The 19,702-nt window shown below is 34.1% G+C and carries 18 protein-coding genes and 1 pseudogene; 7 read left to right on the top strand and 12 right to left on the bottom strand.

Features of this window, described 5'->3' with window-relative positions:
* Positions 1-117 precede the first annotated feature (117 nt).
* Entirely contained in the window at positions 118-1,041 is a 924-nt protein-coding gene (locus H033_RS0112500; RefSeq protein WP_026838613.1) for a cation diffusion facilitator family transporter, read from the bottom strand.
* A 254-nt stretch (positions 1,042-1,295) separates the two neighbouring features.
* Here H033_RS0112500 and H033_RS0112505 point away from each other — a divergent pair, with 254 nt between their 5' ends.
* Positions 1,296-2,123 (top strand): head GIN domain-containing protein, encoded by an 828-nt coding sequence (locus tag H033_RS0112505; RefSeq protein ID WP_026838614.1) that lies wholly within the window; start codon positions 1,296-1,298, stop codon positions 2,121-2,123.
* Positions 2,124-2,180: 57 nt separating this feature from the next.
* Here the strand turns inward: H033_RS0112505 and H033_RS0112510 are convergent, their stop codons facing one another.
* Positions 2,181-3,395 carry a multidrug effflux MFS transporter gene (locus tag H033_RS0112510; RefSeq protein ID WP_026838615.1) on the bottom strand — a complete coding sequence of 405 codons (1,215 nt, stop codon included), beginning with the start codon at positions 3,393-3,395 and terminating at the stop codon, positions 2,181-2,183.
* A 719-nt stretch (positions 3,396-4,114) separates the two neighbouring features.
* The gene (locus H033_RS0112515) at positions 4,115-5,308 is read right to left on the bottom strand and encodes an acyl-CoA dehydrogenase family protein (protein WP_026838616.1); all 1,194 of its coding nucleotides are present in this window, start codon (positions 5,306-5,308) and stop codon (positions 4,115-4,117) included.
* 482 nt (positions 5,309-5,790) lie between these two features.
* On the opposite strand from H033_RS0112515, the gene H033_RS0112520 reads away from it, so the two are divergent.
* Positions 5,791-6,141, top strand: a complete 351-nt coding sequence (locus tag H033_RS0112520; RefSeq protein ID WP_026838617.1) for a DoxX family protein — start codon at positions 5,791-5,793, stop codon at positions 6,139-6,141.
* Here the strand turns inward: H033_RS0112520 and H033_RS0112525 are convergent.
* The 5 genes from H033_RS0112525 to H033_RS0112555 all read right to left on the bottom strand — a co-directional run bounded on the left by H033_RS0112525 (position 6,138) and on the right by H033_RS0112555 (position 11,989).
* The gene (locus tag H033_RS0112525; protein WP_026838618.1) at positions 6,138-6,515 is read right to left on the bottom strand and encodes a DoxX family protein; all 378 of its coding nucleotides are present in this window, start codon (positions 6,513-6,515) and stop codon (positions 6,138-6,140) included. The two genes, H033_RS0112520 and H033_RS0112525, sit on opposite strands and share 4 nt — an antisense overlap.
* Positions 6,516-6,915: 400 nt before the next feature.
* Positions 6,916-7,920: an LLM class flavin-dependent oxidoreductase gene (locus tag H033_RS0112535; protein WP_026838619.1), complete on the bottom strand. Its 1,005-nt coding sequence runs from the start codon at positions 7,918-7,920 to the stop codon at positions 6,916-6,918.
* 384 nt (positions 7,921-8,304) lie between these two features.
* Positions 8,305-9,489 carry an acetate/propionate family kinase gene (locus tag H033_RS0112545; protein ID WP_026838620.1) on the bottom strand — a complete coding sequence of 395 codons (1,185 nt, stop codon included), beginning with the start codon at positions 9,487-9,489 and terminating at the stop codon, positions 8,305-8,307.
* Positions 9,486-11,612, bottom strand: coding sequence for a phosphate acetyltransferase (pta, locus tag H033_RS0112550; protein ID WP_034886206.1), 2,127 nt, complete (start codon positions 11,610-11,612; stop codon positions 9,486-9,488). Before pta ends, H033_RS0112545 begins: the two co-directional genes overlap by 4 nt.
* 11 nt (positions 11,613-11,623) lie before the next feature.
* Positions 11,624-11,989, bottom strand: a complete 366-nt coding sequence (locus H033_RS0112555) for an arsenate reductase family protein (RefSeq protein WP_026838622.1) — start codon at positions 11,987-11,989, stop codon at positions 11,624-11,626.
* A 393-nt stretch (positions 11,990-12,382) separates the two neighbouring features.
* On the opposite strand from H033_RS0112555, the gene H033_RS0112560 reads away from it, so the two are divergent.
* Entirely contained in the window at positions 12,383-13,204 is an 822-nt protein-coding gene (locus tag H033_RS0112560; RefSeq protein WP_026838623.1) for an SDR family oxidoreductase, read from the top strand.
* A gap of 179 nt (positions 13,205-13,383) precedes the next feature.
* On the opposite strand, the gene H033_RS0112565 is transcribed toward H033_RS0112560, so the two are convergent.
* Together H033_RS0112565 and H033_RS0112570 are read right to left on the bottom strand one after the other, a co-directional pair.
* A complete protein-coding gene (locus tag H033_RS0112565; protein WP_231367613.1) occupies positions 13,384-13,677 on the bottom strand; it encodes a hypothetical protein in 294 nt (97 codons plus the stop codon).
* A gap of 397 nt (positions 13,678-14,074) precedes the next feature.
* Entirely contained in the window at positions 14,075-15,088 is a 1,014-nt protein-coding gene (locus H033_RS0112570) for a zinc-binding alcohol dehydrogenase family protein (RefSeq protein WP_026838625.1), read from the bottom strand.
* Positions 15,089-15,416: 328 nt separating this feature from the next.
* Between H033_RS0112570 and H033_RS0112580 the strand changes: the two genes are divergently transcribed.
* Positions 15,417-15,764 (top strand): DoxX family protein, encoded by a 348-nt coding sequence (locus H033_RS0112580; protein ID WP_026838626.1) that lies wholly within the window; start codon positions 15,417-15,419, stop codon positions 15,762-15,764.
* Positions 15,765-15,774: 10 nt separating this feature from the next.
* Here H033_RS0112580 and H033_RS0112585 read toward each other — a convergent pair whose 3' ends face one another.
* Positions 15,775-16,140, bottom strand: coding sequence for a DoxX family protein (locus H033_RS0112585; protein WP_026838627.1), 366 nt, complete (start codon positions 16,138-16,140; stop codon positions 15,775-15,777).
* Between the two features lie 737 nt (positions 16,141-16,877).
* Here H033_RS0112585 and H033_RS0112595 point away from each other — a divergent pair.
* The 3 genes and pseudogenes from H033_RS0112595 (at position 16,878) to H033_RS20220 (ending at position 17,896) form a co-directional block, all read left to right on the top strand.
* Positions 16,878-17,162: a hypothetical protein gene (locus H033_RS0112595; RefSeq protein WP_026838628.1), complete on the top strand. Its 285-nt coding sequence runs from the start codon at positions 16,878-16,880 to the stop codon at positions 17,160-17,162.
* A 240-nt stretch (positions 17,163-17,402) separates the two neighbouring features.
* Positions 17,403-17,579: a type II toxin-antitoxin system RelE/ParE family toxin gene (locus H033_RS20215; protein ID WP_034886209.1), complete on the top strand. Its 177-nt coding sequence runs from the start codon at positions 17,403-17,405 to the stop codon at positions 17,577-17,579.
* 16 nt (positions 17,580-17,595) lie between these two features.
* Positions 17,596-17,896: pseudogene (locus H033_RS20220) on the top strand (HigA family addiction module antitoxin).
* Positions 17,897-18,050: 154 nt separating this feature from the next.
* On the opposite strand, the gene H033_RS0112615 reads toward H033_RS20220, so the two are convergent.
* Complete coding sequence (locus H033_RS0112615; RefSeq protein WP_026838629.1) at positions 18,051-19,601, bottom strand: SDR family NAD(P)-dependent oxidoreductase; 1,551 nt, start codon at positions 19,599-19,601, stop codon at positions 18,051-18,053.
* Between the last annotated feature and the right edge of the window lie 101 nt (positions 19,602-19,702).

The following is a 19,702-nucleotide window of genomic DNA, read 5'->3' on the forward strand; positions in this document are numbered from 1 at the left end:
CAGTTAATAATTACTCCCTAAGAAACCCATTTTCCTAAACTTAAACAAGCCAGCAGCGCAGAATTAGCAAAGATTTATGATAGTTTTTATCGTCAAGATTCTCAGTTTAAAATGCACTTAAGAAAGCTCAGGGTGCAGGTTATGGGAAGATTGGATAAATATTTTTGTAATGGTAGGTTCCTGGCGTTGTATCTCAGCCCTAATTTTAACCATAGTGTTTTCTGCTTCCAACAATTCCATAGAATCTATTAGATCTATTTCGATAACCAAAAGAATACTATCTGGCCCAAAATGCATCGTTTGTGGTAGTGCCCAATCTTTTACACTTGGATGCTCTTTCATGATCTTTTCTACGGAAGCAATTACATTCGGACTGGCCCTTTCTCCTAGTAGCAAGCCTTTACTTTCTTTCGCCAAAAATGTAGCAACCACTAACAATAAAACTCCAATTGCAACTGAAGCAGCTCCATCTAGATATGGGTTTTGCAGTTTTTGAGATAGAAATATGCCTATTAAAGCTATACTTAAACCTATTATTGCTGCAGTGTCCTCAATAATTACCGCAAATGTGGCGGCATCTTTACTTTGTACTATATTCTTTATTAAGTTTCCAGATGATGCCCGAGATTTATTAAAGGTCTTTAAGGCTAAATAAAGCGCGGTACCTTCAAATACTAATGCAGCAATAAGCACGGCATAGTTCCAGGTAGGATCTTTTATAATATGCGGATCTTGAAGCGCATGGATTCCTTCATAAATTGCAAATCCGCCCCCTAAGGCGAAAATGAGAATACTCACTACAAAACTCCAGAAATAGACTTCTAATCCATAGCCAAAAGGGTGCATTTCATCTGGTTCTTGTTTAGAGCGTTTTATTCCTAATAGGAGTAACAATCCATTACCGGTATCTACTAAAGAGTGGATTCCTTCGGCAAGCATTGCAGAGCTTCCGGTAAAGAAAGCAGCAAAAAATTTTCCAATTGCAATTAATATATTTGCGCCTATTGCACCGTAAATAGCGATCTTAGAATTTCCTGCCATATATAAAATTTTAGATATTTAGTCAGTGGGAAATTACAATATTTAGTACAAAAGAGGGGAGGAGGCTTCAATTTTTAAATTTTTTTTAGGAGAATCTTATCTGCTTTAAGATTGCTTTTTTTATTTCTTAATTGATAAATAATAGTTACAAACTATTAAAAAACAGGTTCTTGTGTCGTATATTTATAGAAGCCGATGACGTAAATATTAGATTTTTGAGAGTTTATTTCTACTGTTCTTAAATATAAGAAATCATGAAAAAACAATTTTGCTTTATATTCTTTGTTTGTCTAGCTTATATAAGTGTAGCTCAAAAAACGGAAAAAATTAAAGGGGATAAGGAAGTGATTTCTGTAAGCAATTTTATAGATAAGGAATTCAGTATTTTAGAGATCAACAATAATTTAAAAGTTACTCTTATACAAAGTAAAAAGAACAGTTATGTACTTACTACAGATCAAAACCTTGCAGATGTAGTAAGCATTGAGGTTAAGAATGGCATTCTTAAATTACATACCACGGCCAAAATTACTGGAAGTAAAAAATTAGAGATCGTTTTGAGTGTAAAAGGAATTTCAACTATTATATTGAATGATGATGCAGAACTGGAAACTAAAGGAACTTTATCTTCAGATCTCTTTAGCTTTACCGGAAATGAATCTACAAAGTTCGATCTTGATATAGAGTCCAAGAATGCAAGCATTATTTTAAGTAAGAATTCGGGTGGTAAAATCAATATGAAATCAAAGGAAGCTACTTTGAATATTAGCGATCGGTCAGATCTAAAGCTAAATCTTGATGCTAACAACTTACGCGCGCAATTATCAAAGTCAGCAAAGTTAGACATGGATGGTAAAGTTAATAATGCTGATTTTGACTTAAAAAATTCAGCCGAATTGAAAGCCAAGAAAATGAAAGCTAGGACAGCGACCCTAAATGCTTCCAATAACACCGATATTTATATACATGTAACTAAGGATCTAGTTATAGATGCAGAAGGGAAAAGTAAGGTGTATGTATATGGGAAGCCTAATATAGAAGTTAAGGGTTTAACTGATAAATCCAGGATTATTAAAAAGTAGGTTTGCTAACTGCTTGCAATTATTGTTCTGTTAAATATCTGTGAATACAATTGTTTTTCAGGGAGTTACGGTGGTTGGTTTCTCATCTGATTTTAAGTAAATAAGCAAACCAATTGACAGGGCCGCGCATATTGAGAAACCAATAAACAGTGGCAAAGCTGTTTCCGAAATAAACCTTCCAATAAAGATACTGATAGGAACTGCCATTATAGTGGAAATAAAGCCGGTAATGGCAGCAGCAATCCCGGCAATATGCCCCACAGGTTCCATAGCCATTGCGCGTAAATTTCCGAAGAGAAAACCAATACTAAAAAATTGCAGTGCAAAAAATAAGAACAAAATACGAACATCGGGATTCGGGGTATTATAAAATAAGGCAATATATGTCGCCGAGACCACGAAAAATGAAACCAAAGCTATGGTGATCAATTTTTCCATCCCATACTTTATAACCAATATCCCATTGAGGAAAACAGCCGAACCTATAGATATTGCAAGTCCGGCAAAAATGAATGGAAACTCTTCCTTCAAATCATATTGATTCTGAAATATTTGCTGTGAACTGCTTAGGTAAACCATAAAAGATCCGGTAATAAACCCGGCAATAACGGTAAAACCAATGGTCCTTTTATATTTTATCAGTTCTTTAAATTCACCTATAAAACCCTTTTTAGAAAATCTTTTTTTGTTTTGAATTGATAAAGTCTCAGGTTGTCGTTTCCAAAACCACCACGAAACTAAAATACTGATGAGTATCTGAATATAGAAAATCCCATGCCAGTTGTAGTAATCAAGAACAAATTTACCCAAAGCCGGAGCAACCACAGGAACCAATATAAAAACAACGGTTACAAAAGACATGATACGCGCCATATGGTCTCCGCTGTACATATCGCGAATAATAGCAATACTCATGGTTCTGGGTGCAGAAAGGCCAATTCCCTGCAAGATCCGTCCTGCAACCATCATTTCTAAACTTGTTGAATTTATACAGATAAAACTGGCAAGGATAAATAGGGCAAAACCCATGTATACCACTGGTTTTCTCCCTAAACTGTCTGAAAGAGGGCCAAAAACCAAAGGACCAAATCCAAGACCAAGAAAGATCATCGTAATAAGCAATTGGTTATCTACGATTTCTACAGTCCCAATTGAAATCCCAATAATATCCAGAGCAGGCAATAAGGCATCGATCGCTAATGCCACCACAGACATAAGGGACGCCATAAGCGCCACAAATTCAAATTGCGTAGTTCTGGGATTTTTTTGCATCGGGCAAAAATAACTCATTGATTATAAAAATACAGAACTTGAAACGCCTAAAGTTTGAAGTATTTAGAAGAAAAAAAAATGGATTGAGGTTAGTTTGAATAAGAAAGTTTGAAATTAAGGGTCATTTGTCAACCGTAAAATTAAAAGCTAAAGAGATTATATGTATTCCAAACTTTACATATTGGGTTAAGCAAGCATTTTTATTAATATTACAGTGAAGTGGAAGAATTTCAGAAAGTTACTGGTTGATCATTTTCTTTGAACCGGTTATAAAAAAGGAGAAATGGGACTTCTAAATATTCTATTTTACATAATATAAATTATAGTACACTTTTAAATATTAATTAGCCGGTGGCTGATTCATATTTAAAAGAAGTTTTTACGAGGTTTTGATATAATCCTTACTATACTATATCGATAGATATTATGTCAAAGCCGTTTTACTGGAATTTTCTTGAATATTTGATAGCTATAATTGAAAATTATATAAATACCTAATGCAGCTGCATTATACAGTATTTGCCAAAAGAGAGCTACATATTAAATTGTGACGATTTTGAATTCTATTTTTACCAGGCAGTCATTTGTAACTATAATTTAGATTACTTAGACAGAGCCAAAACAAAAAAAATAAACTTTTGAGTTGTCAAAATTCTCGTACTTGAGGAACTGAAAAATCCGTGATTAACTGTATTAGCAATTATCTTAAGTTTCTATTGTTATTTTTTCGTTGCTTTCATTTGTTGAAACAGTTCTTTAAACAAACCTCGAGCTATCAATACTTTCATTATCTCATTGGTTCCAGCATAAATTCTAGCTACCCTATTATCTGCATACATTCGGGCAATTGGGTAATCCCACATATAACCATAACCTCCAAATAACTGTAAGCATTCATCTACTACTTTAGAGTGCATTTCTGTTGCTGAATATTTCGCCATTGAAGCACTTTCGGCAGTTAGTTTATGATCTGATAATAATAGTGTACAACGATCTAAAAAGGCTTGATGCAATTGTAATTGTGTAGCACAATCAGCAAGTTTAAATTGTGTGTTTTGGAAACCAGCAATGGGTTGCTTAAAAGCAGTTCTTGTAGAAGTATACTCAATAGTTTTTTCAATGGCTCCTTCTGCCCCACCTATAGCATTAAGCGCTACTATTAAACGCTCTCTAGCTAATTCTTTCATCATAATTTTGAAACCTGATCCTTCTTCTCCTAATAAATTTTCTTTTGGAACTTTCACATCATCATAGAATAATTCACAGGTATCCTGGGCTTTCATTCCAATTTTTTTGAAAGGAATTCCTTTTTCAAAACCTTCAGAATCGCTTTCCATAATTAATAAAGACACGCCTTCTTTCTCTGTTCCTGTATTGGTTTTTACTGCTACTATAGACATATCACTCATATAACCATTTGTGATAAAGGTTTTCTGTCCGTTTACCAAATAATAGTCTCCTTTATCTACCGCGTTTGTTGTGATAGCTTGAAGATCACTACCACAGTTTGGCTCTGTCATTCCAAGGGATGTGATCATTTTTCCGGAAGCCATTTTAGGAAGATATTTTTGCTTTTGAGCTTCGGTACCATACTTTAAGAGATATGGAGCAATAACATCTGAGTGTAATGAAAATCCTGGTCCACTGACTCCTTCTTTTGCCAGTTCTTCAATGAATAAGGCGCTAAAGCTAAAATCCAAACCACTTCCGCCATATTCCTCAGGCATATCAATGCACAGCAAACCCAATTCTCCGGCACGTTCCCAGATCTCTCGGCTAACCATTCCATTTTTTTCCCATTCTTCTGTGTGATCCATAATTTCATTCTTGATGAAATCCTGAATCATTTTTTGGGTCATTTTATGTTCTTCTGATGAGTATACTTCGCGTTCTAATAAAACATTTTGTAACATACTTCATCTTTTGATTAAGTGATTCTTATTCAATATGCCGATCCTATAATTTTATAACAACATATTCGTAATGACTATACAGGAAATTAACGAGAAGACGCAACTTTAAATCTGTATTAGTCATAATATTAAAGATAATATTTTAATTCCATTTCACACACCTTACTCATATATGCTAATTATTTAAAGAAATTGTGAACCTCGAATTAAGTGTAGCTATCGCCTAAATTTATACTTCGGTTTCATTACATTTTTAAAGAAACTTTTGAGAAGTAAGCTTAATATTGGTTGGTAATTGCTTTTACCAAAACAAAGTTTCCAATCGGCTACTCAAAGTATAAACTCCAAGCAGAATAAGAATAGTATAATACAGTAATTAATATATAATAAGGCATTATATAAAATTGCCTTGTTAACCAATAGTAATTGTTTTATTGTAATCTTGTAATAAGAGATATTTATTCAACTTCAAACAACGTTTTTTGGATTTACTTTCAGTAATAACCTGGTTTTCTGGCTTGGTCTTCATTTATTTTGGAATAAACTGCTTTTATTCTAAATTTATTATTTCAGAGTTTAAGCGATATAAGTTGCCAAAGTATAGAAAGCTAACTGGAATTCTTCAATTAATAGGCGCACTGAGTTTATTAATTGGTCTTTACTTTTATCCAATATTACTGCTATTAGCATCGATAGGATTATCTTTTTTAATGCTTGCTGGATTTATCGTTAGGCTGAAAATTAAATATAATTTTATTAAATCTTCTCCCGCATTTACTTTTGCAGCTATAAATTTATTTATTGCAGTTGAAACATATTATAAATATTTCTAAATAGCTGTATAGGCAATAACTAAATTCATCAAAAGAAATAAAAATGCTGGAAATGATTTGTATAACTCATCTTTAACTTTAATATGCATAATTATAGACCCTAATAAGAGAGCGGCTAACCCCAAACTTCCAATTAAAGTTAAGGATTCAAATTGAATTGAAGCTAATAATATTAAGGCTAAACTTACTTTTAAAAAGCCTACGATGTAAACAAGTGTCTTTGATAAACCATAAACTTCAAATTCTTCTACAATAGTTTTTGCGTTTCCACCTCTCCATTTTGTAGGTTTTTTTGGCTGAATTAACCATACATTTAAAATACTTAATCCCACAATTACTTTTAGTACAATAATTATATAGTCGAATGGATCCATTAATTTCTATTTTAGTTATATTCAATTTTAACTAATTTATAAAAATAATCTAACTAAAACCGTATAATTACGGGCATTTTAAACATTGTTTAATCTCTTAGGTTTTAATTCCCCGATGCTTGCATCGTACGAAGAGGAAAGTTTGAAAACCTTAGGTTTTCATCGAGAAACCTTTCTTCTACTAAATACCTCGTATGCTTGCATCGAGGAACTTTATTCTAAATAATTTAATTTTCTATAGGTGTTTTTTTAGAATAGATTAAATTTTTTATTAAAATAAAATTCAAATTTCTTTTAACTCCATTTCTCACACTAGGCATCCCTCCTACCTTTTGGTTCTGCTGAGCCAAGATTAGCAATAAAAATGATGATTTGCAAAGCCAAGAGGGACAAACTAATTTTAATTCAACTCCTTCATGATCTCCGCAAATAATTCATAAGATCTAATCCTGTCTTTCACATCATAGATATTAGTAACTGCAATAAGTTCGTCAGCTTTGGTTCGCTCCATAAAATCTTTTACCTGAGCTTTTACTGTAGCTTTACTACCTATAAAAGAATATTTCAACATTTGGTGTATTTGAGGGTGTCGCAGGATCTCCTCAAACTCATCGGTCATGGCTGTCGGTGGTTGCACATAATCTCGTTTGCCTGTAAATATACCCACGATCATGCGTATCAAAGAAGTAGATAAACGTTCCGCTTCTTCATCGGTATCTGCGATAATAATATTTACTCCGGCCATTACGTAAGGTTCTTTTAAGTCCTCTGATTCTCGAAATTCTTGACGGTAAATTTCAATCGCGTCCCATAAATGGGTCGTCGCAAAGTGGCTAGCAAATGCATAAGGCAATCCTTTTTTTGCAGCTAGATGTGCACTATCTGTACTGGAGCCTAAAATATAGATGGGAACCTCCACTCCTTCTGCTACTGTGGCACGGACTTTAGCACTCGCATTCTCTGCAGAAAAGTATTTTTCTATCTTATCCAATTCGGCAGGAAAAGACTGTGCGGCTTGCATAAAATCTGAGCGAATGGCTTGTGCTGTATCTCTGTCTGTTCCTGGTGCTCTCCCCAAACCGAGATCAATTCGGTTAGGATATAAGGATGCTAAAGTCCCAAACTGTTCGGCAATAATTAACGGCGAGTGGTTGGGCAGCATAACTCCTCCAGAGCCAATGCGGAGTGTGTTTGTACCTTCGGCTAGATAACCAATTAGTACCGAGGTAGCGCTACTTCCAATATTAGGAGCATTATGGTGTTCTGCCAACCAATAGCGTGTGTATCCAAAAGATTCTGCGTTTTGTGCCAGTTCAAGTGCGCCATTATAGGTTTGTTTTAGAGAATGGCCTTCAGAAACTAAGGCAAGATCTAATATAGAATATTTTGTATGTTGAGTTTTCATAAATGTATAATCGATTGTAACTTTTGAGTCTGATAATAGAATAGAACTAGTATCACTATAGACTATTTATTTAAAAGGATTTTGATAATATTAATCGGAAAAACGAGTAGAGACTTACATGAAAAGTGAGCTAATAATAGTTGTATCATGCTATCCATATTCTTGCTTCCCTCCTATCCCTTAGGACAGACTGAAATCAAGTTCCCTTCTCGCTAAGAGAATTCACCAATTTTTTGAAATATGAGCAACTTCAAAAAAAAAGCCTTACAAGTAAGTTTATTCAAAAGATATGCTGTGGATCAAAAAATCCTCATTATAAAAGAGCTCACAATTATTAATGAACTTTAATATGTCTATCCAAAAGAATACTAGAGGAAGAGGAAATTAATTAAGCAATTGAAAAGCCTGCTTCGCAATTTCTAATTCTTCATTGGTTGGGATAACTAATATTTTCACTTCAGAAGAAATTGTATTGATTTCACGTAACTCTTGAGATTTCTGATCATTTTTTGTCTCATCTAAATCAATTCCGAAGAAATCCATATCTGTACAAACAAGCTTCCTTATCATACTGGAATTCTCCCCAATTCCTGCGGTAAAAATAATAGCATCCAAGCCGTTCATGGCCGCAGCGTAAGTACCAATGAATTTTCTAATTCGATAAGCATTCATCTCTAAGGCTAAAATGCATTCTGAATTCCCTTTTTCAGCTTCCTTTTCTATATCTCTTAGATCATTGGAACCGGTGAGACCTTGCATTCCACTTTCTTTAGTTAGGAGATTATTTACTTCCTCCAAGCTATAACCCAAATTATTAGTTAAATAGAATATTATAGAATGATCTATATCACCACTTCGTGAACCCATAATGAGTCCATTAGAAGGAGCAAAACCCATACTATGGTCTATACTTATTCCATTTACAACTGCGGTCATACTACAACCATTGCCCAAATGAATGCTTATAATTTTTGATTTTTCTAATTGCAGATAATCAATGGCCTTTTCAGAAACATATTTATGACTTGTTCCATGAAAACCATAGACCTGAATGTTGTGTTCATCATATAAATAATTAGGAATCGCATATTTCTTGGCCTTTTCAGGAATTGTTTGATGAAAAGCAGTGTCAAAAACAGCAATTTGTTTTGCGAAAGGAAAATCTTCTTCGGCTACCAAGATACCTTCAAGATTGCTAGGATTATGCAAAGGTGCTAAAACAGCAAATTCTTGAATTTTTTGCTTCACTTCAGGAGTAACTAAGGCAGTATTAGAAAATGAATTTCCTCCATGTACAACACGATGTCCAACCGCCTCGATTTCTTTGATGTTCTCAATAACCCCATTTTTAGAATCAAGCAGTAAATCGACAATCTTGTTGAGCCCTTGCTTGTGCGTAGGAATATTATCTGTTTGCTGAAGCTTTACAGTATTTGTTTTATAATTTAGAATGGCATCTTTTTCACCTATCCGCTCTATCAACCCACTGCATAATAATGCTTCGGAAGGCATTTGTATTAACTGAAATTTTATAGAGGAACTTCCAGAGTTAATTACCAATATATTCATGCTTCTTTTTTATTTTGAACATCTTGTGCCTGTATTGCCGTAACAATAACGGTATTAAAAATATCGTCTATAGTACAACCTCGGCTTAAATCGTTAACTGGTTTGTTCAAACCTTGAATAATTGGTCCAATGGCCAGTGCTTTGGTTTCCCGCTGCACTGCTTTATAGGTATTATTTCCAGTGTTAAGATCTGGGAAAATAAAGACATTGGCTTGTCCCGCAACTTCAGAATCTGGAAGCTTTAATTTACCCACCTTAATATCTACCGCTGCATCGTATTGAATAGGACCATCCACTTTGAGATCTGGTCTTTTGTTTCTAACAATTTCTGTTGCTTTCCTAACCCTCTCCACATCTTCTCCCACTCCCGAAGTACCAGAAGAATAAGAGAGCATTGCTATTTTAGGTTCAATTCCAAAAGCCAAACTTGTAGCAGCAGATGAAATGGCAATTTCAGCTAATTGCTCTGATGTAGGGTTGGGATTAATGGCACAATCTCCATACACTGAAACGCGATCTTCCAAAAGCATAAAAAACACGGAAGAAACAATGGAAGCCTCTGGTATCGTTTTTATAAACTGAAGTGCCGGTAATATGGTATGTTGTGTAGTGTGAACTGCTCCAGAGACCATCCCATCTGCATCGCCCTTATAAACCATCATGGTACCAAAATAAGAAACATCTTCCATGAGATCTTTAGCCATGGATATATTCACATTTTTATGTTTCCTAAGTTCAAAGAGGGTTTTTGCATATTCCTCAAAATGTTCAGATTCAATAGGATCTATAATATTAATGCTATTCAAATCCAGAGCTATTTCAAGCATCGCAATTTTTTCTTCTATTTGTTTTTTATCTCCAAGCAAAGTGATTTTTACAACATCCAGATCAATTAACTGTTTTGTAGCTCTTAAAATTCGCTCGTCCATTCCTTCAGGTAAAACTATATGCTTTTTCTTTGATTTTGCCTGATTTAATAAGTTATACTTAAACATTCTTGGTGTAATTCCATTTGTTTTGAATGTAATAAGTCTTTCTACCAAAGCATCAACATTTACATACTTTTCAAAGTCTTGGATGGAGGTAGTTATCTTTTGAGTATTCTCCGCATAAATCTGCGATTTTATGTTCCCAATAGAATTGGTCACCGAAAATGTCCCTCCTTGCACTGAAACAATTGGAACAATGTCTGATAATCCTTCAATAAGTTTAATAATTGAATCTTCAGGAATCAATCCGCCTGTTAGTAATATTCCAGATATAGATGGATAGTTATCTGAAATATGTGCTTGTAGAGCTCCCAGAATAATATCTGCTCTGTCACCAGGTGTAATCACCAAACCATTTTCTTTTAAATGTTTGAGATAATTGGACAATTGCATTGCTCCAACACTAAAATTACCAGCTTGATTGTTTATATAAGATTCTCCAAACAGTACTTTCCCGTCGAGAACATCTACAATTTCTTTGATCGACGGATATGCCAAAATAGGATTTAGAGGGATGGCATTGACAATAACTTCTGAAGGTAAGTGTTTCTCCAATTCAGAAATTACTAAGCTCTGATTTTTTGGTTCTACCTTATTAGCAATAACGCATAATACTTCAACACCTTTATCCTTATAAGAATCAAAAGCCATTTGCAGGTTCCCCACAAATTCATCCAAAGTTTTTCCAACTCCACCAGCTAAAATGATTGCTGGAACATTTAAATTTTTGGCGATCAACACATTTATATCAAACTCTATAATAGATCCTTCACCAACGAAACTAGTACCTTCAACCAAGACAAAATCAAACCGCTCTTCAATAGCTTTATACTTTTCAATAATCTTTCTTATTATCTCCTCGTCTTTATTGGAGTTTTTCATTTTAATAACTTCACTTCGTGTAAAAGCATAAGCATCATTAAAATTAATATCCAAATTGAAATAAGTGGAGACTGTATTGATATGATTATCGATTTTCCCAATTTCAAAGTCGTCAATTATAGGCCTAAAATAGCCGACTTTTGCTGCCTTCCCTAATAGCGCTTGCATTAATCCTAAGGAGACAATGGACTTACCGCTGTTCGGTTCTGTCGTGGTAATGTAGATAGCTTTGTTAGTTGATTTACTATTCATGAACTGAGAAACTATATATTAATAATATCCGTTGGAGTTTTTACTAAAATAGTAATATCGCCTCTTAAGGCAATAGGTTGGTTCATAATTTCCGGATTGTGTTGGATCATTTTTATCCAATCGTCTGTCGAGAAATTATGATGTTCAAATTGTGATTTATAAGAAGAGTGTTCTTGATTTACTAGGTCTTCCACTTCCATATTTAACTTAGCTGCAAGCTCTACAATTTGAGTTCCGGTAATTTTCGTTTTTAAGATATCTATTTCCTGAATAGGTAATCCTTCGGATTTAGCATAGGCTAAAGTTTGCTTTGCTATTCCCGATTCAGAATTGTAATACAAAGTAATCTGACTTTTTGAAGTGGCTATTTCACCCATAATCTATAATTTATTGTTAAGTGTATCCAAATGATGCTTAAGTAATTGTTTTAAACTTTCTAGATATTCCTGCAATCCACTTTTGTTTATGTAAGGATGTTTGCTAGCAGGTAACCTCATAGTAGTTTCGTCCAAGATACGATAGCTCTCAGGATTTGGTTTCAATATTAGTATTAAGTTGGGTTTTTTTTGTTAATATTTATTCTACTGATGGTTTGATCAAAGATTATTTTGTATACGAATTTAGAGGTGAGAGCTATATAAAAAATAGCGGAAAAGTCCGCATGTAGATTTCTTATAAGATTTAAAGTCTAGTTAATTACAATCCCAACGCATGGTAAAATTAAAGAGACTTAGTTAGTTCTCTGTATCATTTAGTAATATAAAGAGCAAATGACTAAGAAGACAATTTTAATTACAGGTGCAGGATCAGGATTAGTAAAAGGGGTTGCATTAGGCCTTGCTGCAAAAGGACATAAAATTATTGCTGGAGTTAATAATTGGGAACAGAAATCAAGGTTATTAGAAGACATAAAAAAAGCTGGCTTAGAAGATAATATTGAGGTCATAAAATTAAATATTTTGGATCCCATGGATTGCCAGAAAGCTTGGGAATATGATATAGATATATTGGTGAATAACGCCGGGATAGGTCATTCTGGGCCAGTCTCAGAAATGCCTGTAGATCTAATTCATGAAGTAATGGAAACCAATGTGTTTTCCAATCTGGAATTCTCACAAACCTTTATTAAAAAAATGGTTAAAAAAGGAAGCGGAAAATTAGTTTTCGTTTCTTCAGTAGCAGGATTAACTTCTTCACCATATTTAGGATCTTATAATGCCTCCAAACATGCGCTTGTATCTATAGTGCAATCTTTAAGAGACGAATTAACCCCAATGGGGCTTTCTGTTGCGACTATAAATCCTGAGCCATACGATACAGGTTTTAATGACAGAATGTACGATAACTATGCGCAATGGTTTGATGAAGACTTCCATTTTACGCCTAGAAAAAATATTGAAGCTGCCGCCAATGAAATGGATGAAAACCAGTTTGATCCTCAAGAGATGATAGATAAAATGGTGGAAGTGATCCCTCAAGTTTCACACGATTTTAGAACCATCTTACCAACAGATTTTGCTGCTATGTGTAAAGAATATCAAGAAAACCAGTATAGTGTTAAATCTGATGCGGTAGATCCTTCTAAGAAATAAGATTTTTTATTGCAATAATAGATCCCGGGAAATTTAGGTTTCTTGGGGTTTTTTAATTGTTTTTTGATTTCAAATTAAAAATTTTAAGTCAAGAATATTCAACCTATTCTCTTCAAAATAGATCAACAAAAAAACCCACCCTTTCGGATGGCTTTTAAATATAGAATGATTTAATAAAATTATATCGGAATAGAATCTGTTACGGGTCTTCGGTCCCAGTTGCGGTGTTTTGCCATACTTTTTTTAAAGGATTCTGGTTTATCATTTAGATGAACAGCTTTATCTTTCATATGGTCTTTTACAAAAGTGGCTTTTAACAAGCGCTCCCCTTCTCCATCGGCAGCAATTACCTTACAACGCTTAAAGGCCTCATTCACGAATTTGATGAATTTGGCTTGTTTCAATAAAGCATCTACAGAAGATTTCGTATTCTTAGAGGCTTCAGTTTGGGTATCTGCTGTTTTGCATCTCAAGGTTTCCAAAATTTCTTTTTCGACAGAATAAATAAATTCATAAGCAACAGATTCATAATTTTCAGGACAGATTTATTCGGTATGTGAGAACATTAGATGGTCTTCTGCAATGTGGAGTAAATATTCAATAGCCTTTAAAGATTTCCCTTCAAAGTCCATTCAACTTTATACGAACGCTTTCTGTTTTTTTTTTGTATATCCGTTTAGAGTCCAGTGACCAAATTATCCTATCTGAAATGGTCGCGTCACCCTGAACTTGTTTCAGGGTCTTATACCACATATTTGAGATGCTGAAACAAGTTCAGCATGACGGTAACAACCTGTAATTAATTAATAAAAAACTATTTACTGGAACAAAAGCGGACATACAGTATTTTTTTTATTCAAAAAAAGTAGCTTAAAATAAAATTACCGTTTTACCAATAGACTTACCAGATTCCTGTAGTCTATGCGCTTCTTTTAAGTTCTCTACGGTAAAACCATTTAAAGTAGTATTCAAGGTAGATCTTATAGTGCCGTTGTCCAGAAGGTCTGCGATATGATTTAAGATCTCGTGTTGTCTCTCTATATCTTCGGTGGTAAACATAGATCGGGTATACATTAATTCCCAAGAAAAGGTGACACTTTTGTTTTTTAGCAGATCTAGATTTAAAGGCTTACTACTACCTGTAATAGATAAAATATGTCCTTGTGGTTTAATGATCTCTGTTGCAGTTTCCCAATATGCTTCCAGGTCCACAAAATCTAAAATATAGTTTACCTGACTATGACCAATTTTTTCTAATTCCTCCTTTAAATTATAATGATTAACTACGAAATCGGCTCCCAAATCTTTACACCATTCTATAGAATCTTCTCGAGAAGCCGTAGCAATTACGGTTAAGTCTCCTAATTTTTTAGCCAACTGAATCGCGATAGAACCTACTCCTCCAGCACCAGCCAATATCAATACCGACTTGCCTTTGTCTTTTTTAGGATCTATTCTTATTCGATCAAACAAAGCTTCATAGGCTGTTAAACTTGTTAATGGCATGGCAGCAGCTTCAGCAATACTGAGGTTTTTAGGTTTTTTACCAACAATACGTTCATCTACCAATTGAAATTCTGCATTACTCCCACTTCTGGTAATATCTCCGGCATAAAAAACAGCATCGCCCACCTTAAATTTAGTGATCTTTTCTCCTACTGCTTCTACAATTCCTACAGCATCCCAACCAATAATTTTTGGAGTTTTTAAAACTTCGTCTTTTGCTGCGTTCTTTCGTATTTTATAATCTACCGGATTTATAGAGTTTGCCTGAATTTTTACTAACAGATCATATCCTTTAGGAGATGGTTTTTCTGTAGTAAATTCAATGAAACTTTCTTTCTCTGATATTAGTAGTGATTTTTTAAATCCTATTGCTTTCATAATTTTATGTTTAATCGATTCAATATAATTTTAATGCTGGCTTTAGTTTTCTTTACGTTATTAGCGCCAATTCATATGATTTAAAATCTTCCAAAGCTTCTTCAGTTTCTTGTACAAAAATAGCTAAGTGCAAATTATTCATATGTTCTTTACAAATTTCCTGGTTTGTCCAAATTTCATAAAAACATCTAATTTAAAAGTAAAACCATTTTAAATACTCAGAATGTGTTTCCTAGTCTTAAACGATAAATTAAGTAATTACCTAAGGATTGATTAGATTTGCAAAACGTATTAGCCCCATAGCAGACTCATTTACTATATAGATACAATGACCTTATTAACTTTTTTGGTAATATTTTCAACATTATCGTTTTTATTTTTCGGATTTAGCTGTTTTTTCACAGCGGAAATGCGAACTGAATTTATTCGTTATGGACTCAGCGATCATTTAAATCTTATTGGAGCATTACAAATTATAGGAGCCATTGGACTTGGGCTTGGCTATTTATTCCTTCCTTATTTAAGTATTGCAGCTGCAGTAGGTTTATCCATACTAATGTTATTGGGGTTCGGGGTACGCTTGAGGATCAGAGACAGTTTTATTCAATCTGCACCTTCTATTATCTATTCTGTAATAAACGCCTATATTGCTATAGCATTAATATTGAGCTTATAAATAGGAAAACTTATGATATAAAAACCAGTATTAAGCATAGCACTAAAAATAGAAATGCCGGAAAAGATTTTTTAATCGGGTCTTTAATCTTAATATGCATCAAAACAGATCCTGTGAGAAGAAATGCAAGGCCTAATGCTGCCGGATCTATAAGTTCTGGGAACCATATACCGCAAATAAGCACAATAGCCAGAGCTACTTTTAAAAACCCTATTACATAAAGACTCCACTGAGGTAATCCGTAAACGGCAAATTCCTCCTTAATTGTTGTTGCATTACCTCCACGCCATTGTGAGTTTTTATTATACTGAATAAGCCAAACATTGAGGATACTAAGACCTACGATAAGTTGTAACGCTATAGAAACATATTCCATATTTATGAATTTTATTTTACAGTAAATTAAAAAATATACTCTAATCTACTAAGATTTTTTTAATTAGAAAGATTTGTTCCCATCTCAATTTTCTGACTTAAACTATTTTAATAGATAGGCAAGCGAATATTTTGCATCAAATCGTCTTTTGATTGATAAAAATTCAGCTTATAAGAGTATCATCTTCTCTAAATTCCACATCCTTATTTTTGCCTTTCTGCTTGAATTCCACATCATAGAAAACTCCTTTTTTTGCACTATCTACTCTCTCCACTTCGGTGATCTTATTATTTCTATATCTTTCGGAGATTAGCTTTTTAACCGCTTCTGGTAATTCCTCGTTTTTATGCTATTCTCGGTTGAGGCCTTAGCTTAAGGGCTTGGTCCTAAACATGTTAGAAGTTGAACCTCATAACTTTTTCCGATTTCGTATTTTAATTTTAACTAGGTTTGACTTTAATAACGAAAAAAAAAGTCAGCAATAATTTAAATCATTGTCGTCCGACAAAAGATATAAGATTGCTGCGCTGCTAGATTCAAGACGCAAGACTTTATTCCAACTAATTGAAAATCAATATTTTATTCTATATAAATTTTTCAAAAAGGAAAAAATAATTCTGTGTTCCAATAGCAAGCTCCTAAACATTGAAAACAGTCTTAATTCGCGTTACTTCGAGCCTCACCGAAATCCTGATTTTTTTTATAGGACAATACTAAATTTAAAACAATAAACTGAAATGAAAAACCTGTATTTTATATTAAGCTTATTAGTATTTTTCATCCTTTCTGGATGCAACTCCGTAGATGATAATATAACTACAGAAGAAAACACGCAAAGAAATGGAATACTCATTTTTGGCTGGTTTTCAGATTCAAGCTGTGAAGGAGGTTGTTCTGATATATATAAAATAGATAATGGAAAAATATATAAGGACATAGATTCTAATTACCCTGAGAATACTTTTTTTGGAGGCAACTATCAGTTGATGACTAACGTAGATTATCGAGATTATAAATCCTGAATAATTGAGTTACCTAATGAAATATTTAATGAACCAAATGGATATTTGGATTGTACTGATTGCACAAATGCAAATGGAGGATTTTATTTAGAATTTAAAAATGATGATGGTTTTCATAAATCATGGCGTTTTCGCAATGCATTATTCCCTGATTATATGGAAAATTATAGAAGTCTGTTACTAGATAAATTAGCTGAATTAAATAGTTTATAGTCAACCGGATTGGAAAAGTACAAATGAATGATAAGTACTGCTCAAAATAGAAATGATCTGAGAATTCCTCTTGCTGATCATTTAGAAAAGTTGAGTGGAAATTTAGAAGGCTTTAGTAACATTAAAATTAATAAACAATGGAGAATACTATTTAAATGGGAAAATGATAATGCTTTTGAAGTTCAAATTGTCGACTACCATTAAATTAAAAAAATGAGATATGAAAAAATTAAATAACATTCATCCCGGAGAAATTTTGAAAGAGGAATTTTTAGATCCATTGGAAATTAGTGCTTATCGATTATCCAAAGAAACTTTTGTTCCTCAAACACGAATCAGCGAAATACTAAAGAAAAGAAGAAGGATAACTGGTAGACACGGCTCTACGCCTATCAAAGTTTTTTGGAACAAGCGCTAAGTTTTGGTTAGGCTTGCAAGATGACTATGATTTAGAAGAAGAAAAATCTTTAAAAGAAAAAGAGTTTAATAATATCAAGCCCTTAGAAAATAGCGCAGTATAACGACGGATATCATAAATTAGTGGGCAATTGAGTAAAAGAACACCAAGTAATAGCACATCTATGTCGACAAGAACTCATCCTACTCTTCGCTAAATTTGTAACCCAAGACCGATAAAGATCATGAAAATGTTGTTTTCAACTAATAGAAACTTTACTACCAGTTAATAGGCCTGTAATCTTTTAAGAATTTTCCACACCAATGTTTTCCACTATTAATCCCATCTAATAAAGGATCCATAACCCTTGCCGCGCCATCTACAATATCTAAAGGCGGCTGAAAATCGTCACGCTCCTGTTTCAACTTTGCTAAGGCTGCTGGATCTTCATCTGTAACCCAACCTGTATCTACCGCATTCATAAAGATCCCATCTTTTGCTAAAGTCCCGGCAGAAGTATGAGTGAGCATATTTAAAGCAGCTTTTGCCATATTGGTATGTGGGTGCCGGTCTTCCTTAAAACCTGGATAGAATTTTCCTTCCATGGCTGAAACATTTATAATGTGCTTTTTCCCAGTATTGTCCTTTTTCATTATTTCTGAAAGCCTATTGCACAACACAAACGGAGCAACTGAATTTACCAGTTGAACTTCCAGCATTTCTGTAGTTTCAATTTCACCAAGTTTTAGGCGCCAAGAGTTTGTTTTTCTAAGATCCACCTGTTGCAAGTCGGCATCCAATTCTCCCTCTGGAAATACTTCTTTAGCAACCAAAGTATTGTCAAAACTATAAGGGATCTGAGATAATTTGGCTGAAGCTCGCAATCCAATTCCAGGCTCAGGCCCATGCCAGGTTACCGGCATATTGGTATTGGATGAAGTTATTGGTTTGAACACTTTTAGCTCCTCTAGACAGTTACTATGATCTCCTAAAAGATCTCGAGCGAATTCTGGCAAGGCACCAATTGGGCGTTCTTCATTAGGCATCAAATGCTGATAGAACCCTGCAGGTCTTCTTACGGTTTGCGCAGCATTGTTAATAAGGATATCCAATCGCTCATATTTTTGCCCTATAAAATTGCAGAAGATCTCCACACTTGGAATATGCCTAAGATCGAGTCCGTGGATCTTTAATCGGTGACCCCATTCGGTAAAATCTTCTTCCTTAGAAAATCTCAAAGCAGAGTCTACAGGAAATCGTGTAGTTGCTATCACTGTTGCCCCACCACGCAAAAGCATTAAACTTATGTGATATCCTATTTTTAAACGGGAGCCTGTAATTACCGCTACCTGTCCTTTTACATCGGCATTCTGAAAACGCTTGGCGTAATTAAAATCGCCACAAGAGGTACACATAGAATCGTAAAAATGATGCATTCTAGTAAATTCCGTTTTGCAGACATAACATTTTCTAGCTGTCTCCAGCTCTAGTTTCACTTTATTGGTTAAGTGAGCCATAGGAAGCAATTTGGGAGCTACAAATACTGAGGCTTCACGAGCATTTCGGATTCCAGTTTCTTTACGTGCAGTTTTATCCTTGGCTTCTTGCTTGCGTTTTGATGCCTTTTTCGCATCCTTTTTTCTTCGGGAAAATTCATCGCGATTGGGTCTGGAAAACATTCCGGCTACTTTTAAAAGTTCGGTTCTTTGTTCCTTAGGAATATCGAAGATCTGATCTGTATCTTCTACCAATTGGGACAAAACCGCAATGCAACTTTCAATTTCTGCGGAAGTGATCGCTCTTTCTATTTCTGTTTCATTCTTCTCCATGACCAATATTTAAGCTGGAACTCAGCTTAAATTTCAGCTAAAACCAACTGAATCTTATGCTATGTTTCTCGAAGCGCAAATGTAGTTTTTAAAACCCAATC

The sequence above is a fragment of the Gillisia sp. JM1 genome, from assembly GCF_000424645.1.
Classification (GTDB): domain Bacteria; phylum Bacteroidota; class Bacteroidia; order Flavobacteriales; family Flavobacteriaceae; genus Gillisia.